The sequence below is a fragment of the Anaerococcus cruorum genome (genome assembly GCF_046365495.1).
Taxonomy (GTDB): Bacteria; Bacillota; Clostridia; order Tissierellales; family Peptoniphilaceae; genus Anaerococcus; species Anaerococcus cruorum.
In genome coordinates this window covers 172,772-194,615 of sequence record NZ_JBGMEH010000008.1, presented here as the reverse complement: position 1 = coordinate 194,615, position 21,844 = coordinate 172,772, and the positions used below count along the sequence as shown (strand labels likewise).

13 protein-coding genes are annotated in these 21,844 nt (G+C 33.2%); 4 read left to right on the top strand and 9 right to left on the bottom strand.

What is annotated here, in order from left to right; all coding sequences use genetic code 11:
• The 4 genes from tuf to rpsL all read right to left on the bottom strand — a co-directional run.
• Nucleotides 1–1,000 (bottom strand): elongation factor Tu (gene tuf / locus ACCQ40_RS08155; protein ID WP_410033338.1); only part of this gene is annotated, 1,000 nt, incomplete at its 3' end.
• Between the two features lie 16 nt (nucleotides 1,001–1,016).
• Nucleotides 1,017–3,089 (bottom strand): elongation factor G, encoded by a 2,073-nt coding sequence (gene fusA, locus ACCQ40_RS08150; RefSeq protein WP_410033337.1) that lies wholly within the window; start codon nucleotides 3,087–3,089, stop codon nucleotides 1,017–1,019.
• A gap of 12 nt (nucleotides 3,090–3,101) precedes the next feature.
• Entirely contained in the window at nucleotides 3,102–3,572 is a 471-nt protein-coding gene (gene rpsG, locus ACCQ40_RS08145) for a 30S ribosomal protein S7 (RefSeq protein ID WP_394011214.1), read from the bottom strand.
• A 142-nt stretch (nucleotides 3,573–3,714) separates the two neighbouring features.
• Nucleotides 3,715–4,128: a 30S ribosomal protein S12 gene (gene rpsL, locus ACCQ40_RS08140; protein WP_394011213.1), complete on the bottom strand. Its 414-nt coding sequence runs from the start codon at nucleotides 4,126–4,128 to the stop codon at nucleotides 3,715–3,717.
• 170 nt (nucleotides 4,129–4,298) lie between these two features.
• On the opposite strand from rpsL, the gene ACCQ40_RS08135 reads away from it, so the two are divergent.
• Complete coding sequence (locus ACCQ40_RS08135; RefSeq protein WP_410033336.1) at nucleotides 4,299–5,750, top strand: FAD/NAD(P)-binding protein; 1,452 nt, start codon at nucleotides 4,299–4,301, stop codon at nucleotides 5,748–5,750.
• Nucleotides 5,751–5,804: 54 nt separating this feature from the next.
• On the top strand, nucleotides 5,805–6,302 hold the full coding sequence (gene tpx, locus ACCQ40_RS08130; protein WP_394011211.1) for a thiol peroxidase: 498 nt from the start codon (nucleotides 5,805–5,807) through the stop codon (nucleotides 6,300–6,302).
• A 41-nt stretch (nucleotides 6,303–6,343) separates the two neighbouring features.
• Here the strand turns inward: tpx and ACCQ40_RS08125 are convergent, their stop codons facing one another.
• On the bottom strand, nucleotides 6,344–10,342 hold the full coding sequence (locus ACCQ40_RS08125) for a protein kinase domain-containing protein (RefSeq protein ID WP_410033335.1): 3,999 nt from the start codon (nucleotides 10,340–10,342) through the stop codon (nucleotides 6,344–6,346).
• Between the two features lie 261 nt (nucleotides 10,343–10,603).
• Between ACCQ40_RS08125 and ACCQ40_RS08120 the strand changes: the two genes are divergently transcribed.
• Both ACCQ40_RS08120 and ACCQ40_RS08115 read left to right on the top strand, forming a co-directional pair.
• On the top strand, nucleotides 10,604–11,605 hold the full coding sequence (locus ACCQ40_RS08120) for an MsnO8 family LLM class oxidoreductase (protein ID WP_410033334.1): 1,002 nt from the start codon (nucleotides 10,604–10,606) through the stop codon (nucleotides 11,603–11,605).
• A 120-nt stretch (nucleotides 11,606–11,725) separates the two neighbouring features.
• Nucleotides 11,726–12,727 (top strand): MsnO8 family LLM class oxidoreductase, encoded by a 1,002-nt coding sequence (locus tag ACCQ40_RS08115; RefSeq protein WP_410033333.1) that lies wholly within the window; start codon nucleotides 11,726–11,728, stop codon nucleotides 12,725–12,727.
• 51 nt (nucleotides 12,728–12,778) lie between these two features.
• On the opposite strand, the gene ACCQ40_RS08110 is transcribed toward ACCQ40_RS08115, so the two are convergent.
• The 4 genes from ACCQ40_RS08110 to ACCQ40_RS08095 form a co-directional block, all read right to left on the bottom strand.
• Entirely contained in the window at nucleotides 12,779–13,687 is a 909-nt protein-coding gene (locus tag ACCQ40_RS08110; protein WP_410033332.1) for a zinc metalloprotease, read from the bottom strand.
• 126 nt (nucleotides 13,688–13,813) lie between these two features.
• Nucleotides 13,814–17,377 carry a DNA-directed RNA polymerase subunit beta' gene (gene rpoC, locus ACCQ40_RS08105; RefSeq protein WP_410033331.1) on the bottom strand — a complete coding sequence of 1,188 codons (3,564 nt, stop codon included), beginning with the start codon at nucleotides 17,375–17,377 and terminating at the stop codon, nucleotides 13,814–13,816.
• Between the two features lie 8 nt (nucleotides 17,378–17,385).
• Nucleotides 17,386–21,177 (bottom strand): DNA-directed RNA polymerase subunit beta, encoded by a 3,792-nt coding sequence (gene rpoB, locus ACCQ40_RS08100; RefSeq protein ID WP_410033330.1) that lies wholly within the window; start codon nucleotides 21,175–21,177, stop codon nucleotides 17,386–17,388.
• A 154-nt stretch (nucleotides 21,178–21,331) separates the two neighbouring features.
• Nucleotides 21,332–21,841 (bottom strand): nitroreductase family protein, encoded by a 510-nt coding sequence (locus ACCQ40_RS08095; protein WP_410033329.1) that lies wholly within the window; start codon nucleotides 21,839–21,841, stop codon nucleotides 21,332–21,334.
• Nucleotides 21,842–21,844: the final 3 nt, after the last annotated feature.

The window sequence follows — 21,844 nt, the reverse complement described above, 5'->3', positions numbered from 1 at the left end:
GTGGTCTGTATCCACTGAAGAATGGTGTGTGACGTCCACCTTCTTCTTTGGTTAGTACGTATACTTGGCCTTCGAATTCTGTGTGTGGTTGTACGCTTCCTGGTTTTGCTAGTACTTGTCCTCTTGAGATTTCGTCTCTTTGTACTCCTCTTAGTAGGATTCCTACGTTATCTCCTGATTCTGCTTGGTCTAGTGATTTGTGGAACATTTCTACTCCAGTTACTACTGCTTCTGAAGTTTTGTCTGTTAGGCCTACGATTTCTACTGTATCGCCTACTTTTAGTGTTCCTTTTTCTACTCTACCTGTTGCTACTGTACCACGTCCTGAGATTGTCATTACGTCTTCTACTGGCATTAGGAATGGTTGGTCGTTGTCTCTTTCTGGAATATCAAAGTAGTTGTCTACTTCTTCCATTAATTGAAGGATTTTGTCTGACCATTCGCCTTCTCCACCTTCTTGTAGGGATTTTAGTGCTGATCCTACTACTACTGGTGCGTTGTCTCCATCGTATTCGTATTCTGAAAGTAGGTCTCTTACTTCCATTTCTACTAATTCGATTAGTTCGTCATCATCTACTTGGTCTTGTTTGTTTAGGAATACTGCGATTTTTGGTATTCCTACTTGGCGTGCTAGTAGGATGTGTTCTCTTGTTTGTGGCATTGGACCGTCGGCTGCACTTACTACGATGATTGCACCGTCCATTTGTGCTGCTCCTGTGATCATGTTTTTAACGTAGTCAGCGTGGCCTGGAGCGTCGATGTGTGCGTAGTGTCTGTTTGCTGTTTCGTATTCTACTACTGATGTGTTGATTGTGATTCCACGTTCTCTTTCTTCTGGTGCTTTATCGATGTTTTCGTAGTCTACGAATTCACCTGTACCGTATTTTTTGTTTAGAGCTTGTGTAATCGCTGCTGTTGTTGTTGTTTTACCGTGGTCTACGTGACCGATTGTTCCGATATTAATATGTGGTTTACTTCTGTCAAATTGTGCTTTACTCATTATTAACTCCTATTAATTATTTATCTAATATTTGTTCTTTTACTGATTCAGGTACTTGAGCATAGTGGTCAAATTGCATTGAGTATGTTGCTCTACCTTGTGTTTTACTTCTTAGGTCTGTTGCATAACCAAACATTTCTGAAAGTGGGATAAATGCATCTAGTACGTGGATACCATCTTTTGGATTCATTCCATCAATTTTACCACGACGGCTTGATACGTCTCCCATTACATCTCCTAGATATTCATCTGGTGTTGTAATTTCTACTTTTTCTACTGGTTCTAGTAGTACTGGTTTAGCTTTTTCAACTGCATTTTTAAGACCCATAGATCCTGCTACGTGGAATGCTACTTCTGATGAGTCAACTTCGTGGTATGAACCATCATAAAGGATAACATGCATATCTACCATTGGGTAGCCACCTAGGATACCATTTGCTGCTGCTTCGCGTACACCTTCTTCAACTGGTCTGATGTATTCTCTTGGTACTGAACCACCGACAATTTGTGATTCAAATGTGATACCAGATCCTTCTTCACCTGGGATTACTCTTAAGTGAACATCACCGTATTGACCAGAACCACCTGATTGTCTTACAAACTTACCTTGTGCTTCTGCTTCTTGTGAGATACCTTCTCTGTAAGCTACTTGTGGGTTACCGATATTAGCTTCTACTTTGAATTCTCTAAGTAGTCTATCTACGATAACTTCAAGGTGAAGTTCTCCCATTCCTGAGATGATTGTTTGACCTGTTTCTTCATCAGATTTTGTTACGAATGTTGGATCTTCTTCTGCTAGTTTTTGAAGACCTACAATCATCTTATCTTGTGAAGCTCTTGTTTTTGGTTCGATAGCAACTGAGATAACTGGATCTGGGAATTCCATTTTTTCAAGGATAATTTGATTATCTTGATCACATAATGAATCCCCTGTTGTTGTATCTTTAAGTCCTAATAAAGCTACGATATCTCCAGCATATGCTGTTTCGATTTCTTCTTGTTTATTAGAGTGCATTTGCATGATACGTCCAACACGTTCTCTTTTACCTTTTGTTGCATTGTAGATGTATGAACCTGATTCAATTGTACCTGAATAAATTCTTGTATAGATTAATTTACCTACATATGGATCAGTTACAACTTTAAATGCTAATGCACTTGTTGGTTCATTATCATCTGCTTTTCTTTCCATTTCAACTGATTCATCTTTTGGATCGATACCTTTAATGCTTGGTACATCTAATGGGCTTGGCATAAATTCAATGATAGAATCTAGAAGTGGTTGAACACCTTTGTTTTTGTATGCTGAACCGCATAGACATGGGAAAATCTTTTGTTCGATTGTTCCTTTTCTAATTGCAGCTTTAATTTCTTCTACAGTAACTTCTTCACCTTCTAGGTATTTCATCATGATGTTATCATCAATTTCTGATAATTCTTCTAAAAGGTTGTTTCTGTATTCTTCAGCTTGATCTTTAAGATCTGCTGGGATTTCTCCATATACTGGGTGAGCACCTAAGTCTTCTGTGTTGTAAGTTACAGCTTCCATTGTAATTAAGTCAACTGCACCTTGGAATTCTTGTTCAGATCCTATTGGAATTTCTATAGGTACTGCATTTGCTTTTAATCTATCTCTAATTGTTTCAACTGCCATGAAGAAGTCTGCACCTGTAGCATCCATTTTGTTAATAAAACAAATTCTTGGAATGTGGTATTTATCAGCTTGTCTCCAAACAGTTTCAGATTGTGGTTCTACCCCACTTTTAGCATCGAATAATGCTACAGCACTATCAAGTACTCTTAGTGATCTTTCTACTTCTACAGTAAAGTCCACGTGTCCTGGAGTATCGATAATATTAATTCTGTGATCTTTCCAAAATGCTGTGGTTGCAGCTGAACCGATTGTAATACCACGTTCCTTTTCTTGGTCCATGGAGTCCATTACTGCTGTACCATCGTGAGTATCACCTATTTTGTAAATTTTACCAGTGTAATATAGGATTCTTTCTGTTGTAGTAGTTTTTCCGGCATCGATGTGAGCCATAATCCCGATATTTCTGGTATCTTTAAGTGAAACTTGTCTAGCCAAATTTTCCCCCTATTAATATCTGTAGTGTGCAAAGGCTTTGTTAGCTTCTGCTGCTCTGTGCATTTCTTCTTTTCTTCTTACAGCTGCACCAGAGTTGTTAGATGCGTCTAGAATTTCTTTTGCTAGTCTTTCTACCATAGTTTTTTCACCACGAGCTCTTGAGAAATTAACTAACCATCTTAAAGCTAAAGTTTGTCTTCTTTCTGGTCTAACTTCCATAGGAACTTGGTAGTTAGCACCACCGATTCTTCTTGCTTTAACTTCTAGTGTAGGCATAATGTTTTCAAGCGCTTGGTAGAATACTTCTAGTGCGTCATTTCCTGTTGTTTCTTCTACAATGGCAAATGCATCGTAGACAATTCTTGTTGCAAGGCCTTTTTTACCATCAAGCATAACGTTATTGATAAGTTTTGTTACAACTCTATCGTTATACTTAGCGTCAGGCATTACTTCTCTTTTTGGTATATGTCCCTTTCTTGACACTTTGCTTCCCTCCTTTACCAATTATGTGTAATATCATTAGTACTCGACTAATATTTGTCGTTAGTGTGCATGACTATACCATAATTTTTCTAATAATTTATATCTTAATTATAGGTACATTATGCACTTGTATCTTTAGATTCTAGTTTTGGTTCTTTTTAGCACCGTATTTAGATCTACCTTGTTTACGTCCATCTACTCCTGCAGTATCAAGAGTACCTCTTATGATGTGGTAACGCACACCTGGAAGGTCTTTTACTCTTCCACCTCTGATTAGTACAACACTGTGTTCTTGTAGGTTGTGACCAATTCCTGGGATGTATGAAAGTACTTCAGCACCATTTGTAAGTCTAACTCTGGCAACTTTACGTAAAGCTGAGTTAGGTTTTTTAGGTGTTACTGTTCTTACTGATGTACAAACGCCACGTTTTTGTGGTGATTGGTTAGGAGTAATTCTACCTTTTAAAGTATTGTAGTTGTAACCTAATGCTGGTGTGTTAGATTTTGTTTCTGTACTTTTTCTACTTTTTCTAACAAGTTGGTTGATTGTAGGCATAATGCACCTCCTTTTCTTTTAAAATTTAATAAATTGGCATATCCGTTGCCAATACTTAATAAGTGTACTATCTTAAGTCCTTGATGTCAAATCTTTTATAAAACAAATATCCTTATTTAATTATTGGTATATATATTATATAATTATCATCAAAAGAATGAGGAGATTTTATGAAAATAGCTATAGTTGGTTGTGGTATAAGTGGGGCAAATGTCCTAAAAAATATAATTGAAGATAAAAAATTTAGCAAAGATATTTACATAGATGTATTTGAAAATAGTAGTGAGCTTGCTGTAGGAAGAGCTTATGAAGATGATAGTTTATGTAAAATCTTAAACACGCCTATAAGACATATGAATATAAATTTGGATAATAAAAATGAGTTTAAAAATTGGCTAGAGAAAAATTATGATTCTCTACCAACTTATGAGGGGAAAATACCCCGTCCAATTTTTGGAGAATATGCCAAAGATAGCTATAAAAAATATATTAACCATAAAAATGTGTCTATCCACCATTCAGAGGTTAAAAATATTTTTAAAAATAAAGACATATTTAATTTAGAAACTAACAATAAATCTTATGGACCCTACCAAGCAGTTTTTCTAACTATTGGGCAATCATATTATAAGGATGATTATAATCTAAACGCATATAAAAACTACACTGCAAATCCCTATCCCCTTAGAGAAAAGATTTCTGATATAAAAGATAATGATAGGATAGGAATAATTGGAACAGGTCCAACTGCTATTGATATTTATAGGTATCTAAGGGAAAATTTTGACTTTAAAAACCCCTTATATTTTTTTACAAACAGTACCTTCTTTGCCCTACCAGAAATAACCAACCATTATCCAAAAAATATTTGTTCCATTGATGATGCCTGGGTGGATGACCATAATGATGAGCAAGGTTTTGTAAAGCTTTCTGATTTTGAAAAAGCTTTTAGGTCTGATTTTAAAAATGCATCAATAGATTTTGATGAGGTTTATAATTATTATAAAGATAATAGCCCAGAACTTTCTAAAAAAGCCCTAGAAGATAAAGATTTTAAGCTAGAATTTTGCCAAAGCTATACCCTAGAACTATGGTATGTCAGCAGTAAACTTTATAATTCATTTTATGGGCAAGACCAAATAAAATTTAGAGAAGAATATTTACCAAAAATTGTTTATCTTATGACTAAGACTCCAGCTATTACTATAGAAAAAATTTTAGATTATTTAGAAGCAGGCAAAATTAAGGTTATAGAAGATACCGACAAGATAAATTATATAGAGGGCAAATTTAAGGTTGTAACTGAAAATAATCAGGAATTTATAATAGATAAGATTTATAATGCTCAAGGTTTTGAAAAAGATTTAACCAAAGCCATCGAAAATGATGATTTACTCAAAAATTTATTTAATAATAAGCTAATAGAGGCTGATGTTAATAAGAATATTAATGTAAGTTATCCCTCTTATAACCCCCTTACAAGCAAATATGGGCAAATAAAAAATTTGTACTTAAATGGTATGTGGACAGAAAGCGTTGATATTTCTAACAATGATTTAAGATCAGTCTTAATTTCTAGTGAACAAATGGCTAAAGATTTTATGAAAAATTTAAAATCATAATTTTTGGGTATAAGATATATGTATAATGAATTGTTTTAGGAGGAAATTTAAATAATGGATATAACATTTGCAGGAAATAAAGTAAACTTAGTCGGAGAACCTATAAAAGTTGGTGACAAAGCACCAGCATTTAAAGCAACAAATAATGACCTAAGCGAATGGTCAAGCGAAAGCTGTGATAACAAAGTAGTAATTTACTCCGTAGCTCCATCTCTTGATACAGATGTGTGTGCTCTACAAGCTAAAAAATTCAACAAAGAAGCTAGCTCACTTGAAGGAGTAAATGTTGTAACAATTACAGAAGACCTTCCATTTGCTCAAGCAAGATTCTGTTCAAACGAAGGAATCGAAAACAATCTAATGATTTCAGACTACAAAGACCGTGAATTTGGAGAAAAATATGGTTTCTTGATGGAAGAAAACAAACTTCTAGCTCGTGGTGTAGTAGTTGTTGATAAAAATGGAGAAGTTGCTTACGTAGAATATGTTCCTGAAGTAACAAATGAAGTAGACTTTGACAAAGCTTTAGAAGAAGTAAAAAAATTAATCTAAGAAAAAAACCTCATCGTAAAATGATGAGGTTTTTTATATTTTTATATATTTTGCCAGTCTTCTTTACCAGTAGCTATATTTTTTACATAGTCTGCTACACTATTTTCTATTAACATTTGCCTATCGATAAGATATACTCCACCAGCAGCTGCAATCATTTTTATTTGACTGGTATCATCATCAGTATTTGAAGTAATTAGTACAGGCTTAGCATCTATTCCAAATTGTTTGGTATAATTATTTATCTCATAGAGATCTTCATTTTTAATGTTATCTTCTATAGTCAAAATAATAATAGTTGAAAAACCTTTTGTACATACAATATCTAATGTATTTTGGATTGGCAAGCTATCTTCTCTATAATCTCCATAGGCCTTCCACCTAAGGTTTGCTCTTAATTTGATATCATCAAAGAAATTAGAATGTTTTATTAGCTCAAAATAGCTATAAACTCTAAGTAAACTCCCTTTTCTACTAAAAAATTCTCTAAAAGAAACGTCTCCATATTCGTAATTTAATATTACTTCTCCATTTTTATAGTCTAGATAAGGTTTATCGTCTACTTGGTTAAATATTCTAGTAGTACTGCCATCATTATTTCTATCCATATAATTCATAATATCATTTGTTTTTAGGACAAACTCTTTTGGATTATCTATGCAGTATTTATAATTAAAAGATAACTTGTCTGAGTAAATGCTATAACTATACTCATAATTTCTTTCCGCGAGCTCTTCTCTTACCAACTTAAAGTCTTGGTTATAGGACCACATATTTTTAGAAATAAAATCACCCAGCTTTATAGATAGGTCATCGTTATATGAATGTAATTTTAATTTTCCTGGATTAACTGGTAACTGATATTCTATAAGAATCCCCTCTTTTACCAAATCATCTAAAAGATTTTTTAAAGATGTATACTTTACCAAATCATCCTTTCTAAATATAAAATCCCCTGCTTCTATGAGGCTATGATTCTCCATTATTTCAAAATCATCTAAATTTAGCCTATAAAAATTTTGACTATATTTTATAGCATCCACAAATCTTTTCCAGTCTCTGGAGTTTAGACTTAGATAGGTATCCCATATTAATGGAAAATAATCAACTAATCTAGTAATACTTGTTAAAGCGCCATTATCATGAATAGTCGCATTATTTAGAAAAAAAGTTTCTTCTACAGTTAAAGAACTTTTATTATTATAAAAATCTAAGGCCTTATAGTTACCAAACCATTTGTTAGAACCTGTATACTCTACATACTCTAAACCATCTAGCTCCGGTCTTTTCCCATCTGCATGAGTATTTAAGGTTAAATCCACTACCGCATTTTCTTTACTATAATACTTAAGCTGTTCATAAGTAATAAGCTCAATATTAAGAGATTTTTGTAATCTCTTATTTTTTAGAAAACTGGCTATCCTGCATAATTTCCTTTCATCTACTGGATCATCGCTTAGGAAAACGAGTTTTTCTGGATGGAATTTTATAGTAGCAATAATATTTGCCCATAAATTTTCATCATTAGCTACAAAGGGTTTATAAATAGTTTTTATTCTGGCTGAAGATATAAGAGGTATAGAATCTATTACCATGTAGTCAATATCCTTTATGTCATATTTCTTATTTCTTTTTATAATTAGATTTAAGTCATCTCTAATTTGGTAGTAGTCATAGGATAATACTGCTAAGTCTGGCTTTGCTTGGTTTAATATCTCTTCTATTTCGTAAGTCAGAATGTTTAAAGAATTATCAGCATAGTACTCATTTTCTATAATATTATTTGCTAGTTTTACTAGGTCTATCCACAAAGGTCTAAGTTCTACAAGATACTTATTATCATCCCATAAGGTATTATTTAAAATATTAAGCATCCTAGATTTAACTTGTTCTTGTTTGGATATTATTTTCTCTTTTATTAGCTTATTTACTCTTATGCTGGCTGCAGTAAGCTTATCAACACTCCCACTTTTTATAATTTTAGTACTGGAATTAGCTATAAGCGGGTGAAACTTTTTTTGATAATCTACATGGTTTTTTTGATCAATATAGGCATAGGCTGCAAGTTGATTATCATTAGGTACTCTAAATCCTTGGACTATCATAAACCTATTCCATGATTGATGTTCATAATCGGCTAATACATCTCGCATAGTTGTTAAATCAGAATCTTTTGGATTTAAAACTTGTTTATAAAAATTACTAGCCACATTATCATCATCTTTTATTCCAGCCATATATTTATAATATTCTATAGAAAGGGCTACTCTTAATGATGATTTCAAATTATAAAAATCATCCCTAGTAAACTTTTCCCAAGTATTTGCATAATCTACCCTTTCCCCATAATTACTTCTTATATAATACAAATAATACTCATAAGCTTCATCTAATATTTTATCGTTAAAGTCTCTATCTTTAAATGTAGAGGTTGAAGCTAAATCAAGGTTAAAAAGAGATATATTATTATCCTGTCTTATATCTACTTCATGGTTATTTCTAGAGTAGTTTAATATTATTCTTTTTTTCTCATCATCCTTAAATTCTTTATATAATATATCCGCTAAGCGGTAGTAATCATAACCCGTTTCATCTAATATCAAAATATATGATTGATCTATTCTTTCTTTAGAGGATAAAAAATTTATATAAGCATAAGGTGTATCGGTTATATCTGGGTTGATGTATTTATTTACTTCCTTCCCATTTAATGAAATATTTGCTGTTTCTGCTAGGAGTGGATTTTCGCTTAGCATTTGCTTATAAAATACCTTGGGATTTTTATCATACAAGCTAATATTTAATTTTACATCTTTGATATTTACAACGGAAAATATAAAAGTAAAAAACATTCTTGATATATCATTATTTCCAACTATGGCCACATCGATATTTTTACCATTCTTATCTTCAGTAATATAATTATAGAGCCTATTATAAACTAGAAAATATGCTGCCGATATTATATTAGAAAATTCTTTATTATTCTTAAACCTTAGATTTTCTTCTATCTTTAATAGCCTGTTTTTAAAGTCTGCGGCATCTATTAATCTGTGCATAGATAGGCTATCTTTTAGTAGTTTTACAATTTCATCTTCAGCTACTTCATTTATCAAGATTTTATTAGACTTATGGTTTAAAACATCCCTGATATTTCTTTCAAGAAAATCCATATCTTCATTTTCCATACTCAGAGGAGTCCTGCCTACTAGCAGTGTAAAAAAGGTTGCTCCTAGCATGTATAAATCTATTTCTTCTGTAATAAATATTTCTTTTCTTTTGCTTATATCAGATATAAATCTAAGTTCAGGTGGTATAAGAGCCTTTTCATTTGGCATAAAGAATTCATTTATAGAGTCTAGTTCATTTAAGTCTATAGCTGCATCAAAATCAAATAACTTTACCTTGTTATTATTATAATCATATAAAATATTTGCAGGCTTAAGATCCATGTATATGATGTTGTTATTATGAAGGTGGATTAAAATATCAGTAGTTTGGATTAAAATATCTACAATCCTAGCCAAATCTAGATTATAGTACTTATCTACACTTGTAGCAGTATCTACTTCGTATAGGGAAAATAGGTAAGAATTATCAATCTCAACCCTATAAGGTCTTACAATCCTACCATCTAAATAAGAATCCATCTCAAGGATTCTTATGTGCTTATTATAGGAATCTATAAACTTATCACGATCTTTTTTTACTCTTTCTTCATCTTTCCTATCATCTGCATCAAAGTAGAGTTCTAGCCTATTTATAGGATTTCTTTCAGCAACTATATAATCTGGGTTATAGTTTGGGTAAAATTCTTTCATTATCATCTTTTTTAAAGGAGGATAATTATCATCTACACAAACTTCATACACAAGAGAAGATCCACCCTGACCTATAAGTTTTTTGACCTTAACCTCGTATTTCACTTCACCCATCATAGAAATTATATTAAATTTTTCACCTACAAGAGAGCTCCTATCAGACTTAACCTCACTCTTAAGCCCATTTATAAAGTTTTCTTGCGAATTAAAATCTTTCATATTAATTCCTCATATACTATTGTTTAATTTCTCTTAACAAAAACTTTAAATTTCTATATTTTTATATTGAAACACTTTGATAACCATTTCCTTTATTATACATTACTTTTCAAGCATAATATTTAGCTATATTAACATATAATAATCAATTTTTCTAACAAACTTAAAGATATATTAATCAATATAATAACAAATTAATTAAATAATAATGCTTAGCTATGGTATAATTAATTTAATATTATTAAAGCTTAGGAGGTATATATGAAGCTTGGAGTTCATGATTTAATGTTAAGACAGCAAGGAAAGACTAACCAAGAAGCTTTCGATGATACCAAAAAATTAGTTTTAGAAATAGACAAACTTGGTTATGATAGGTACTGGTTTGCAGAACATCATGGCTATGAGAGTCTATTATCAGTAGCCCCTGAGGTAATTACCAGCCACTTTCTAGCACTAACAGAAAATATTAAAATAGGTGCTGGTGGATGTATGGTAATGCATTATTCTCCTCTAAAAATTGCAGAAAATTTCAAAACTATGGCCGAGCTTGCTCCAGGAAGAGTAGATATAGGTATAGGACGTGCTCCAGGATGTGGTGTTTCTGAAACACGTGCTTTAAACCACAAATTCGATGGAAATTCCCCTGAGCTTTTTGACGAAATCGAAATCTTACTAGACTATCTAGTAGATAAAAAACCAAAAGACCCAGTTTATAGATTTGTAAAAGCAGTTCCTATGAATAATGAAAAGCGAGTACATCCATGGATGTTAGGATCTACAGGAAAAGCAGCTCCAAAGGCTGCCGAATTTGGTCTACCCTACTCTCATGCAAAATTCTTTCTTTATGAAACACCAGCTGAGATTTTTAAACAATATAGGTCTGATTTTAAACCATCGGTTTTTGCAGATAAACCATATATTTCTATGTCCTATAAGATTTTAATAAGCGATGACAAAGATGAGCTAGAATATCTATCAAAATCATATGAATACTTTCACATCCAACAGACAAAGGGTGATTTTTCTGGAGTAATAGATCCAGAAGAATTAAAAGACTATAAGTTTTCTTTAAATGAACAATCTATTCTAAAAAAAGGCTATGATAATAGATTTTTATTAAAGGGAACTAAGCAAGAAATAGCAGATATTTTGGCAGATGAAGCTGAAGAATTTTACTTAGATGAAATCTTATGTTTTACTCCTATATTTGGTGTAGATAATAGAATAAAAACATATAAATTACTAAAAGAAATATTTGATTAAGGCTAAATTTTTTTATCAATCCTATTTTACATAAGAGTAGGGTTGATATTTTTATGCCAATATTAACTTACTTAGAGTATAATAATGTTAACAATTTTCTAAAACTTTAAGGAGGTAAATATGAAACTTGGAGTTCATGATTTATTGTTAAGAGAACAAGGAAAAACAAATCAAGATGTATTTAATGATACCAGGAAAATGGTAGCAGAGTTAGATAAACTTGGTTATGATAGATATTGGTTTGCAGAGCATCACGGATTTGAAAATCTGCTTTCAGTTGCACCTGAGATTCTTGCAACTTATTTTTTATCAGAAACTGAAAATATTATTATAGGTACTGGCGGAACTATGGTCATGCACTATTCTCCATTAAAAGTGGCAGAAACTTTTAAAACTATGGCAGAACTTGCTCCTGGCAGAGTTGACCTAGGTATAGGCCGTGCACCAGGATCTGGTCCTTTAGAAATGCGCGCCCTAAATCAATATTTTCCTAGCAAAACTCGCAATTTATACGAGGAAATAAAGATAATTCTGGATTACCTGGAAGATAAAACTCCAGATGACCCAGTATATAAAAGAGTAAAAGCAATGCCAAATAATAACGAAAAATTAGTTATGCCATGGATGCTAGGATCTACAGGACAAGCCATGGGCATGGCTGCCGAGTGGGGACTTCCTTACTCTCACGCTAAATTTTTTGCAGTAGAAACCCCAGCTAGCTTATTTAGCCAATATAAAGATAATTTCAAGCCATCTAGCTTTGCTGACAAGCCTTATATTTCTATGTCTTATAAGATGCTAATTTCAGATAACAAGGAAGAATTAGAATACTTAGGTAAGGCCTTTGATTATTTCCACTTGCAACAAGCAAGAGGAGCATCCAAAGGTCTTATCGATCCAGAAATGGTAAAAGACTATGAATTTACTTTAAATGAACAAGCTTTATTAAAACAATCATATGATAATAGATTTATCCTAAAGGGTAGCAAAAAAGAAATTGCTAACATCCTCCATGATGAAGTAGACCAATTTGAACTAGATGAAATCCTAGCCTTCACCCCTATTTACGGAGTAGATAATAGAATTAATACCTACAAGGCATTAAAAGAAATATTTAAATAATATAGACAAAAAAACTGACCTTATGATTAATTTCTAAGGTCAGTTTTTTGTTTAATAATTAACTTTTTCTACTAAGGCCAACTCATTTTCTATCTTTTCTATATCATCCTCTAAATAATAAAACTTTTCTCCATCTGGAAAATCAGCCTCCATTGATTTTGCAAGATTTAAATAGTGTATTGCTTCTGGTATTTTTCTTTCTTTAAGAAAATACCTTGCATAGTAAATATATAATGAATGTTCATTAAAAAGATAGCCAGAATTAAGCAGACAATCTTCAATTTCTTTTAAATCTTCATAGCTATAGCTTACATCATCATATAAGGGGTCCATTTCTTCGTAAACTTTAAAGGATGAGCGAATATTTGGAGAAAATATTAAGGATAAGACATTGTAAATATCATTTCCACCCAATCCACTTGCATATCTCATCGGCACTAATTCTATTAGAGTAAGGCCTAAGGTAATTGATCTAAGGTATGGGCCCTTATTAGTGGAAAATAATATAATTAAAGTAATAAACCAAAATATAAGTCCACCTAGATTGTATAGGATAAATTTAGCATTATCATATTTTCCATAATTTGTAGTAACTACTTGCCCTATACCTGGGTTTTTGGATTTATATTTAGTAAATTTATATTTTCCATCTTCTTTTTTAAATGTCAAGCCTAATATACTAATCGATTCAAATTTCCTAGAACAGATTAGACCAAAAAACAAATGTCCTAGCTCATGGATTAGAATACTTATTACGTAGGCTATTAGAATTTTAATCTGACTTAATATAATATGTACTATAAAATTTCCCTGATTAGGGTCAAAACTACTTATATCTAGAAAAACTGGATAAGCATAAGAAATTATAAATATAAGGCTAGTAATTATTCCGGCTATTATTTTATAAATTTTCAAAGATTCAATAGATTTAGCTTTAAAAACTGAGTATTCTTTATCCATCCATAGGTCCTCCCATAATTTTTTATAAATTGCTTTGTGATTTTTGATAATTATACCCTATTTTTAGCATAATAAAGTTAACCATAAAAAAACAACCGACTTTAATCGGTTGTTTTAAAAATTTATTTATTTTTGTAATTGCTCATCAGCTTCTAAGTTTTCAGCTTCTTCTATGTTCATAGCAATTTGCGCATCTTCTAGTTCTTTTGTTTCATAGTCTATTTCTACATCATTGTAGCGTTTCATACCTGTACCTGCTGGTATAAGTTTACCTATAATGATATTTTCTTTTAGACCCATTAGGTCATCTACTTTACCTTTTATAGATGCATCTGTAAGAACTCTTGTAGTTTCTTGGAAGGATGCTGCTGATAACCAAGAATCTGTTGCAAGAGATGCTTTTGTAATACCAAGTAATTCTTGGGTATATTCTGCAGGCTCTTTTCCTTCTTCAATCATTTGTTCGTTTACAAGGTCAACATCACGTCTTTCTTGTAGGGAACCTGGTAAGAATTCTGTATCCCCTGATTCATCAATCTTAATTTTTTTAAGCATTTGGCGGGCAATTACTTCGATGTGTCTATCGTCGATTTCTACCCCTTGGATTCTATATACTTTTTGAACTTCTTTTGTAATATAGTCTTGGACACCAATTTTACCAAGTACATTTAAAACATCGTGTGGATCTAGGGAACCTTCTGTTAGTTGTTGGCCCTTTTCTACTACATCTCCATCACGAACTATGATTCTAGAACCGAATGGAATATTGTATTTTTGTACGTGTCCATCTTCTGATTCGATTTCTACGTCTGTTTTCTTTTCATTTTGGATAAGGGTTACTGTCCCGCTATTTTCTGCAATATAAGCAAGACCTTTTGGTTTACGTGCTTCAAATAACTCTTCTACTCTTGGAAGACCTGATGTAATTCCTACACCTGCGATACCACCAGAGTGGAAGGTTCTCATTGTAAGCTGAGTACCTGGCTCACCGATTGATTGGGCAGCAATAATTCCTACTGCTTCCCCGATATTTACAGGTTTACCTGTTGCAAGGTTACGTCCATAGCATGCAGCACAAACACCTTGTTTTGCTCTACATTCTAATACTGAACGAAGTTTTACTTTTTTAATTCCAGCTGCAACAATTTTTTCTGCTGTATCTTCATCGATTAATTGGTCTTTGGCAGCTAAGATTTCACCATTTTCATCTTTGATATCTTCAAATGATGTACGACCTACTATACGAGTGTAAAGATTTTCGATTAATTCGTTACCATCTTTAAATTCGTAAGCTTCTACATAACCATTTGTATGACAATCATCTTCTGTTACAATAACATCTTGGGAAATATCTACCATACGACGTGTTAAGTAACCTGAGTCAGCAGTCCTTAAAGCTGTATCTGTAAGACCCTTACGAGAACCGTGAGAAGAAATAAAGTATTCTTGTACAGAAAGTCCCTCACGGAAGTTCGCTTTTACTGGGATTTCGATAGTTTTACCATCGGCCTGACTCATTAGTCCACGCATACCACCTAGCTGTCTGATTTGGTTTGTAGAACCACGGGCACCAGAATCAGCAAAGATTTTAATGTTGTTATCACTACGTAAATCAGTTAATAGGGCTTCTGTTACTTTATCTGTAGTTTCTCTCCAGATATCAATAACTTTTTCATATCTTTCTTCATCTGTGATTAAACCACGTCTATATAATTTTTCGTAATTATCTACTTCAGCATCAGCTTCTGCTATGATATCCCATTTTTCTTTTGGAATAGTAACATCGGCCATAGATACTGTAAGACCTGATAAAGTTGAGTATTTGTAACCTGTTTGTTTGATGTAGTCAAGAACTTCTGCAGTTTTTATATTTCCATGTCTTCTAAAGCATCTATCTACAATATCTTTTAAAACTCCAGAGTCTGCTACTTGGTTAATTTCTAGAGAATATGGATCTTCTTTTCTATTTACATAACCTAAATCTTGTGGAATTCCTTCATTGTAGATAAATCTACCTACTGAGGATTCTACAATTTTTCCTGGATCTTCTGGTGAGTGTTTTACTCTAACACTTACTCTTGATTGGTATTCTACATCTCCTGCTAGAAGAGCTTTTTTCATCTCATTTGTAGATTCAAATACCATGCCCTCACCTTTGGCGCCTTCTTTAATAGTTGTTAGGTAATAAGCACCTAGCACCATATCTTGGGAAGGAGATGTGATTGGTTTACCATCTTTTAGACCAAGGATGTTGTTTGTAGACATCATTAAAAGTCTTGCTTCGATTTGCGCTTCATTTGATAAAGGTAAGTGGATAGCCATTTGGTCCCCATCAAAGTCGGCGTTAAATGCGTTACATGCAAGTGGGTGAAGTTTAATTGCTTTTCCTTCTACTAGAACTGGTTCAAATGATTGGATACCAAGTCTGTGTAGTGTTGGAGCACGGTTTAGTAAAACTGGATGGTCTTTTATAACTTCTTCTAGGACATCATAAACTCGTGGGTCTTTTTTCTCTACCATTTTTTTAGCAGATTTTAAATTGTGAGCCATACCTCGGTCTACTACCTTGTTCATTATAAATGGTTTAAATAATTCAAGGGCCATTTCTTGTGGCAGACCACATTGGTTAAATTTAAGGTCTGGACCTACTACGATTACTGAACGACCGGAGTAGTCTACACGTTTACCAAGTAAGTTTTGTCTAAATCTACCTGACTTACCTTTTAGTAGGTCAGAAAGTGATTTCATATTTCTATTTGATGCACCAGTTACAGCACGGCCACGACGACCGTTATCAATTAGGGCATCTACTGCTTCTTGAAGCATTCTTTTTTCGTTACGAACGATGATTTCTGGAGCACCGATATCTAAAAGTCTTTTTAATCTGTTATTTCTATTTATAACACGTCTATAAAGATCATTTAGGTCAGATGTAGCAAATCTACCACCTTCAAGTTGTACCATTGGTCTTAGTTCTGGTGGCATAACTGGAAGCACATCTAAAATCATCCATTCTGGTCTGTTGCCAGATGTCATAAAGGCATCTACAACTTCAAGACGTCTTGAGATTCTAACTTTCTTTTGACCTGTAGATTCTTCTAGCTCTTTTAATAATAATTCGTATTCTTTTTCTAGATCAATGCTAGCAAGAAGTTCTCTTACAGCTTCTGCTCCCATTGCTGCATGAAATTCCATATCATCTGGGTGTAGCTCGATAGCTTCTTGATATTGAGTTTCTGAGATTTCTTCTTTAAAGGCGAATCCAGATTCACCAGGATTTATTACTACATATGATGCAAAGTATAGAATTTTTTCAAGAATTCTTGGACTCATATCTAAAAGTAGTCCCATTTTTGATGGGATACCTTTAAAGTACCAAATGTGTGATACTGGAGCTGCAAGCTCTATGTGGCCCATTCTTTCACGACGTACTTTTGCTTTTGTAACTTCAACACCACATTTTTCACAAACTACGCCTTTATATCTGATTCTTTTATATTTACCACAAGAACATTCGTAATCTTTTGTTGGTCCAAAGATTTTTTCACAAAATAGACCATCTTTTTCTGGTTTAAGGGTTCTATAATTTATTGTCTCTGGTTTTTTTACTTCACCATGAGACCAGGATCTGATTTTTTCAGGGGATGCGATTTTCATCCTCATCCCGTCAAATTGTGTTAATTCGCTCATAAATCTCCCTATTCTAATTCTTCGATACTAAATCCTTCGCTATCAGTCTCTTCATATCTTGTTTCAAATTCACCATCTGCTAGGATATCATCACTGCTTTCGACATTTTCTTCATCTTTTACAGCAGTTTGATTTGTTTCAATATTTGAAACTTCCTCAGTTGAGTTTTGAGTTAAAGATCTGGTTTGGGATTTAATTTTTGATGCATCTATTTTATCTACTTGGCTAAATCTATCTTGTTCGTCAACATTTTCTTTTAGCTCTATAACACTTCCTTCTTGGTCAAGTAATTCAACATCAAGGGCAAGTGATTGTAGTTCTTTTACTAATACTTTAAATGATTCTGGTGTGCCTGGTTCTGGGATATTTTCACCTTTTACAATAGCTTCATATGTTTTTACACGTCCTGTAACATCATCTGATTTTACAGTTAAGATTTCTTGTAGGGTGTGGCTTGCTCCGTATGCTTCTAGCGCCCAAACTTCCATTTCTCCAAATCTTTGTCCACCAAATTGTGCCTTACCACCTAGAGGTTGTTGGGTTACTAGTGAGTATGGACCTATTGATCTTGCGTGAATTTTTTCTTCTACCATGTGGTGAAGTTTTAGCATATACATTACCCCAACTGTTACTGGGTTTTCAAAACTTTCGCCTGTTCTACCATCACGTAGTTCAATTTTTCCTGTTTTATTGATGTATGGAGCAGTTTGTGCTGCTTCTTCTAAAGCATCTTCGATTTCTATATCTGTTGCACCATCAAATACTGGTGTTGCAACTTTCCATCCCATAGTTCTTGCAGCAAGTCCCATGTGAACTTCTAGTACTTGTCCAAGGTTCATACGGCTTGGTATACCTAGTGGGTTTAGGCAGATTTGTACTGGTGTACCATCTGGTAAAAATGGCATATCTTCACGTGGTAATATACGAGAAACAACCCCCTTATTACCGTGACGACCACACATTTTATCCCCAACCATGATTTTTCTTTTGGTTGCTACATAAACTCTTATAACTTTATTTACACCTGGAGATAGTTCATCTCCATCTTTCTTATTATATTCTTTTACATCTACTACAATACCTTCTTCACCGTGTGGTACTTTTAGTGATGTATCACGCACTTCACGTGCTTTTTCACCAAAGATTGCTCTTAGTAATCTTTCTTCTGGTGAAAGTTCTGTTTCTCCTTTTGGAGATACTTTACCAACTAGGATGTCTCCTGATTTTACTTCAGCTCCGATTCTTATAACCCCATTTTCATCAAGGTCTTTTTTCATATCTTCGCCGACATTTGGTATATCTTTGGTAATTTCTTCTGCACCTAGTTTTGTTTCACGTGCTTCACATTCGTGTTCTTCTATATGAACTGATGTTAGTACATCATCGATTACTAATTCTTCGTTTAGAAGCATAGCATCCTCGAAGTTGTAACCTTCCCATGTTGTAAAGGCAATTAGGATATTTTTACCTAAAGCTAGTTCTCCATCTTTAGTAGAAGGACCATCTGCTAATATTTCATTGGCATCTACTTTATCACCATTTCTTACAAGTGGTCTTTGGTTAATTGTTGTACCTTGGTTGGCTCTTTCAAATTTTAATAATTCATAAGAGTCAATTTCTCCATCAGAATCTCTTTTTACTTTGATTTGATTATCACCAACATATACTACTTCTCCAGCATTTTTAGAAACTATACAAACACCAGAGTCTTTTGCAGCTCTATGCTCAATTCCCGTTGCAATGATTGGAGCTTCTGCTTTTAGTAGTGGAACTGCTTGACGTTGCATGTTGGCACCCATTAGCGCACGAGTACTATCGTCGTTTTCTAAGAATGGGATTAGTGATGCTCCTACTGATACGATCTGTTGAGGAGAAACGTCCATGTATTGGATTTTTTCTCTTGGATAAATATCATTTTCACCGTTAAGACCACGACCTGATACTCTTTCGTTTATAAATCTATTTTCATCATCAAGAGGTTCGTTGGCTTGGGCAATGATGTAGTTATCTTCTGTATCTGCTGTTAGATAATCAATTTCATCTGTAACAACTCCACCTTCTTTTACAACTCTATATGGAGTTTCGATAAATCCATATTTATTAATTCTTGCATAGGTTGTAAGAGATGTTATAAGACCGATATTTGGTCCTTCTGGAGTTTCTATTGGACAAATTCTACCGTAGTGAGAATCGTGGACGTCACGTACTTCAACTCCTGCTCTATCTCTTGATAAACCACCTGGTCCCAGCGCTGATAATCTTCTTTTATGGGTTAGCTCACTCATAGGATTTGTTTGGTCCATGAATTGTGAAAGTTGGGAGCTACCAAAGAATTCTTTTATAACAGCTGTTACAGGTTTTATGTTGATTAACCCTTGTGGTGTAGCTAAATCTGGGTCTTGAGTTGTCATTCTTTCACGAACAACTCTTTCCATACGAGCTAAACCAACTCTAAATTGGTTTTGTAGTAATTCTCCAACACCACGAACTCTACGGTTACCTAAGTGGTCGATGTCATCGACTTCACCAATACCTTCAAATAGGTTAAATTGGTAGTTTACAATTGCAAGTAAATCTGCTTTTGTAACATTTTTTGGAGATAATTCTTTTTTGCGGGCATTCATTGCATTTAAAATTTCTTCCGCATTGTCATATTGGTCAATGATTTCTCTCATTACTGGGTAGTAAACTTTTTCTGAGAATTCATCTATATCATAGTCAACATCTTCTAGTTCTTCAAAAGAAGTGATATCTACAAAGTGGTTACCAACTATTCTTAAGACTTGGTCTTCCTCATCATTGTTTACTTTTATAATGTCAACAGAGTTTATACCTGCATTTTCAATTGCAATAGCTGTTTGACGATCGATTTTATCGCCTTCTTTTACGAAAAGCTCTCCTGTTTGTCCATCAATAACGTCATTTGCTGCAACTCTGCCTTCAATTCTTGGCCATAGGGCAAGTTTTAAGTTGTATTTATATCTTCCTACTTTTGCTAAATCATATCTTCTATCATCAAATAATAGGTTATTTATAAGATTTTGAGAAGATTCTAAACTTGCTGGGTCTCCTGGTTTTAATTTTCTATAAATTTCAATTAAAGCCTCTTCACTAGTTTCAGAATTTTCTTTTTCTAAGGTAGTTCTAAGATGTTTTGTATCTCCAAGTGCATTTATAATTTCATCATCAGTTTCAAATAAAAGTGCACGTACTAGAGTTGTTGCTGGTAGTTTACGAGTTCTATCAAGACGTACATTTACAGTGTGGCTTGCATCTGTATCAAACTCTATCCAAGCTCCTCTATTTGGAATTACAGTTGAAGAATATAATTTATCCCCAGCTTTATCTGTTTCTTCTGCATAATAAACTCCTGGAGAACGAACAAGTTGACTTACAATTACCCTTTCTGCGCCGTTTATTACGAAAGTTGCAGAATCTGTCATCATTGGGAAATCTCCCATGAAAACTTCTTGTTCTTTTACTTCTTCAGTTTCTTTATTAATAAGTCTTGCCTTAACTTTTAGGTCACGGGAATATGTTGTATCTTTATATTTTGTTTCTTGGATAGTGTATTTTGTTTCTTCATCAAATTCATATCCAACAAACTCTAAAATTAAGTTTCCATTATAATCTTCTATTGGTGAAATATCTTCTAAAATTTCGCCAAGACCTTCATTTAAAAACCATTCATATGAATCTTTTTGAACTTTTAGTAAATTAGGTAGATCTAAGACTTGAGGGAATTTGGAAAAGCTCACTCTCTCAGTTCTTCCAAACATCTCATTGTGATATTGGGCCATTAATTAAAAACTCCTTATCTTTTAAAAACACAAAAGGCTAAAAATACGCAAATATCTTAGCCTTAATAACGAATAAAAATCTTTTGTGTGTAGATTTCTAGCAATGCTTAATTATACTATGTTTAACTAGGATTTGTCAAGTAATTTTTCTAATTTATATAATATTAGTTTTTATAGTATGCTCTTTACCTAATAGCTCATCTTTGCTATGACCTATTACAATGCCGCTTACTGGGTAGAATCCCTCATCAAGATTTAATTTTTCAATGTATTTGGCATTATCACCCAAATTATGAAAAACTCCTCTAATATAGCAAGAACCTAGGTTAAGGCTAGTTGCAGCAAGATGAATATTTTCTAAAACACATCCAGCATCTTGAAATCTTAGGTCATTTTCTTTATTATCAGATGAAAATATAATCAACAACGGAGCATCAAATAAAGGGTCAGCCTTTTTATCTAATTTTTGCATATACTCTTTGCTAATTTCTTCTATTAAAGACTTATCCTTAATAACTGTTAATCGAGAGTTATCATATGCTCCTAATCCAATAGGCGCTTTGTAGGCTGCATCTATTAATTTTTCAATATCCTTTTCTGATACTTTTTCATCAGTATACTTTCTGGTAGAAACTCGTTTTTCTAATACTTCATAAAAATCCATAAA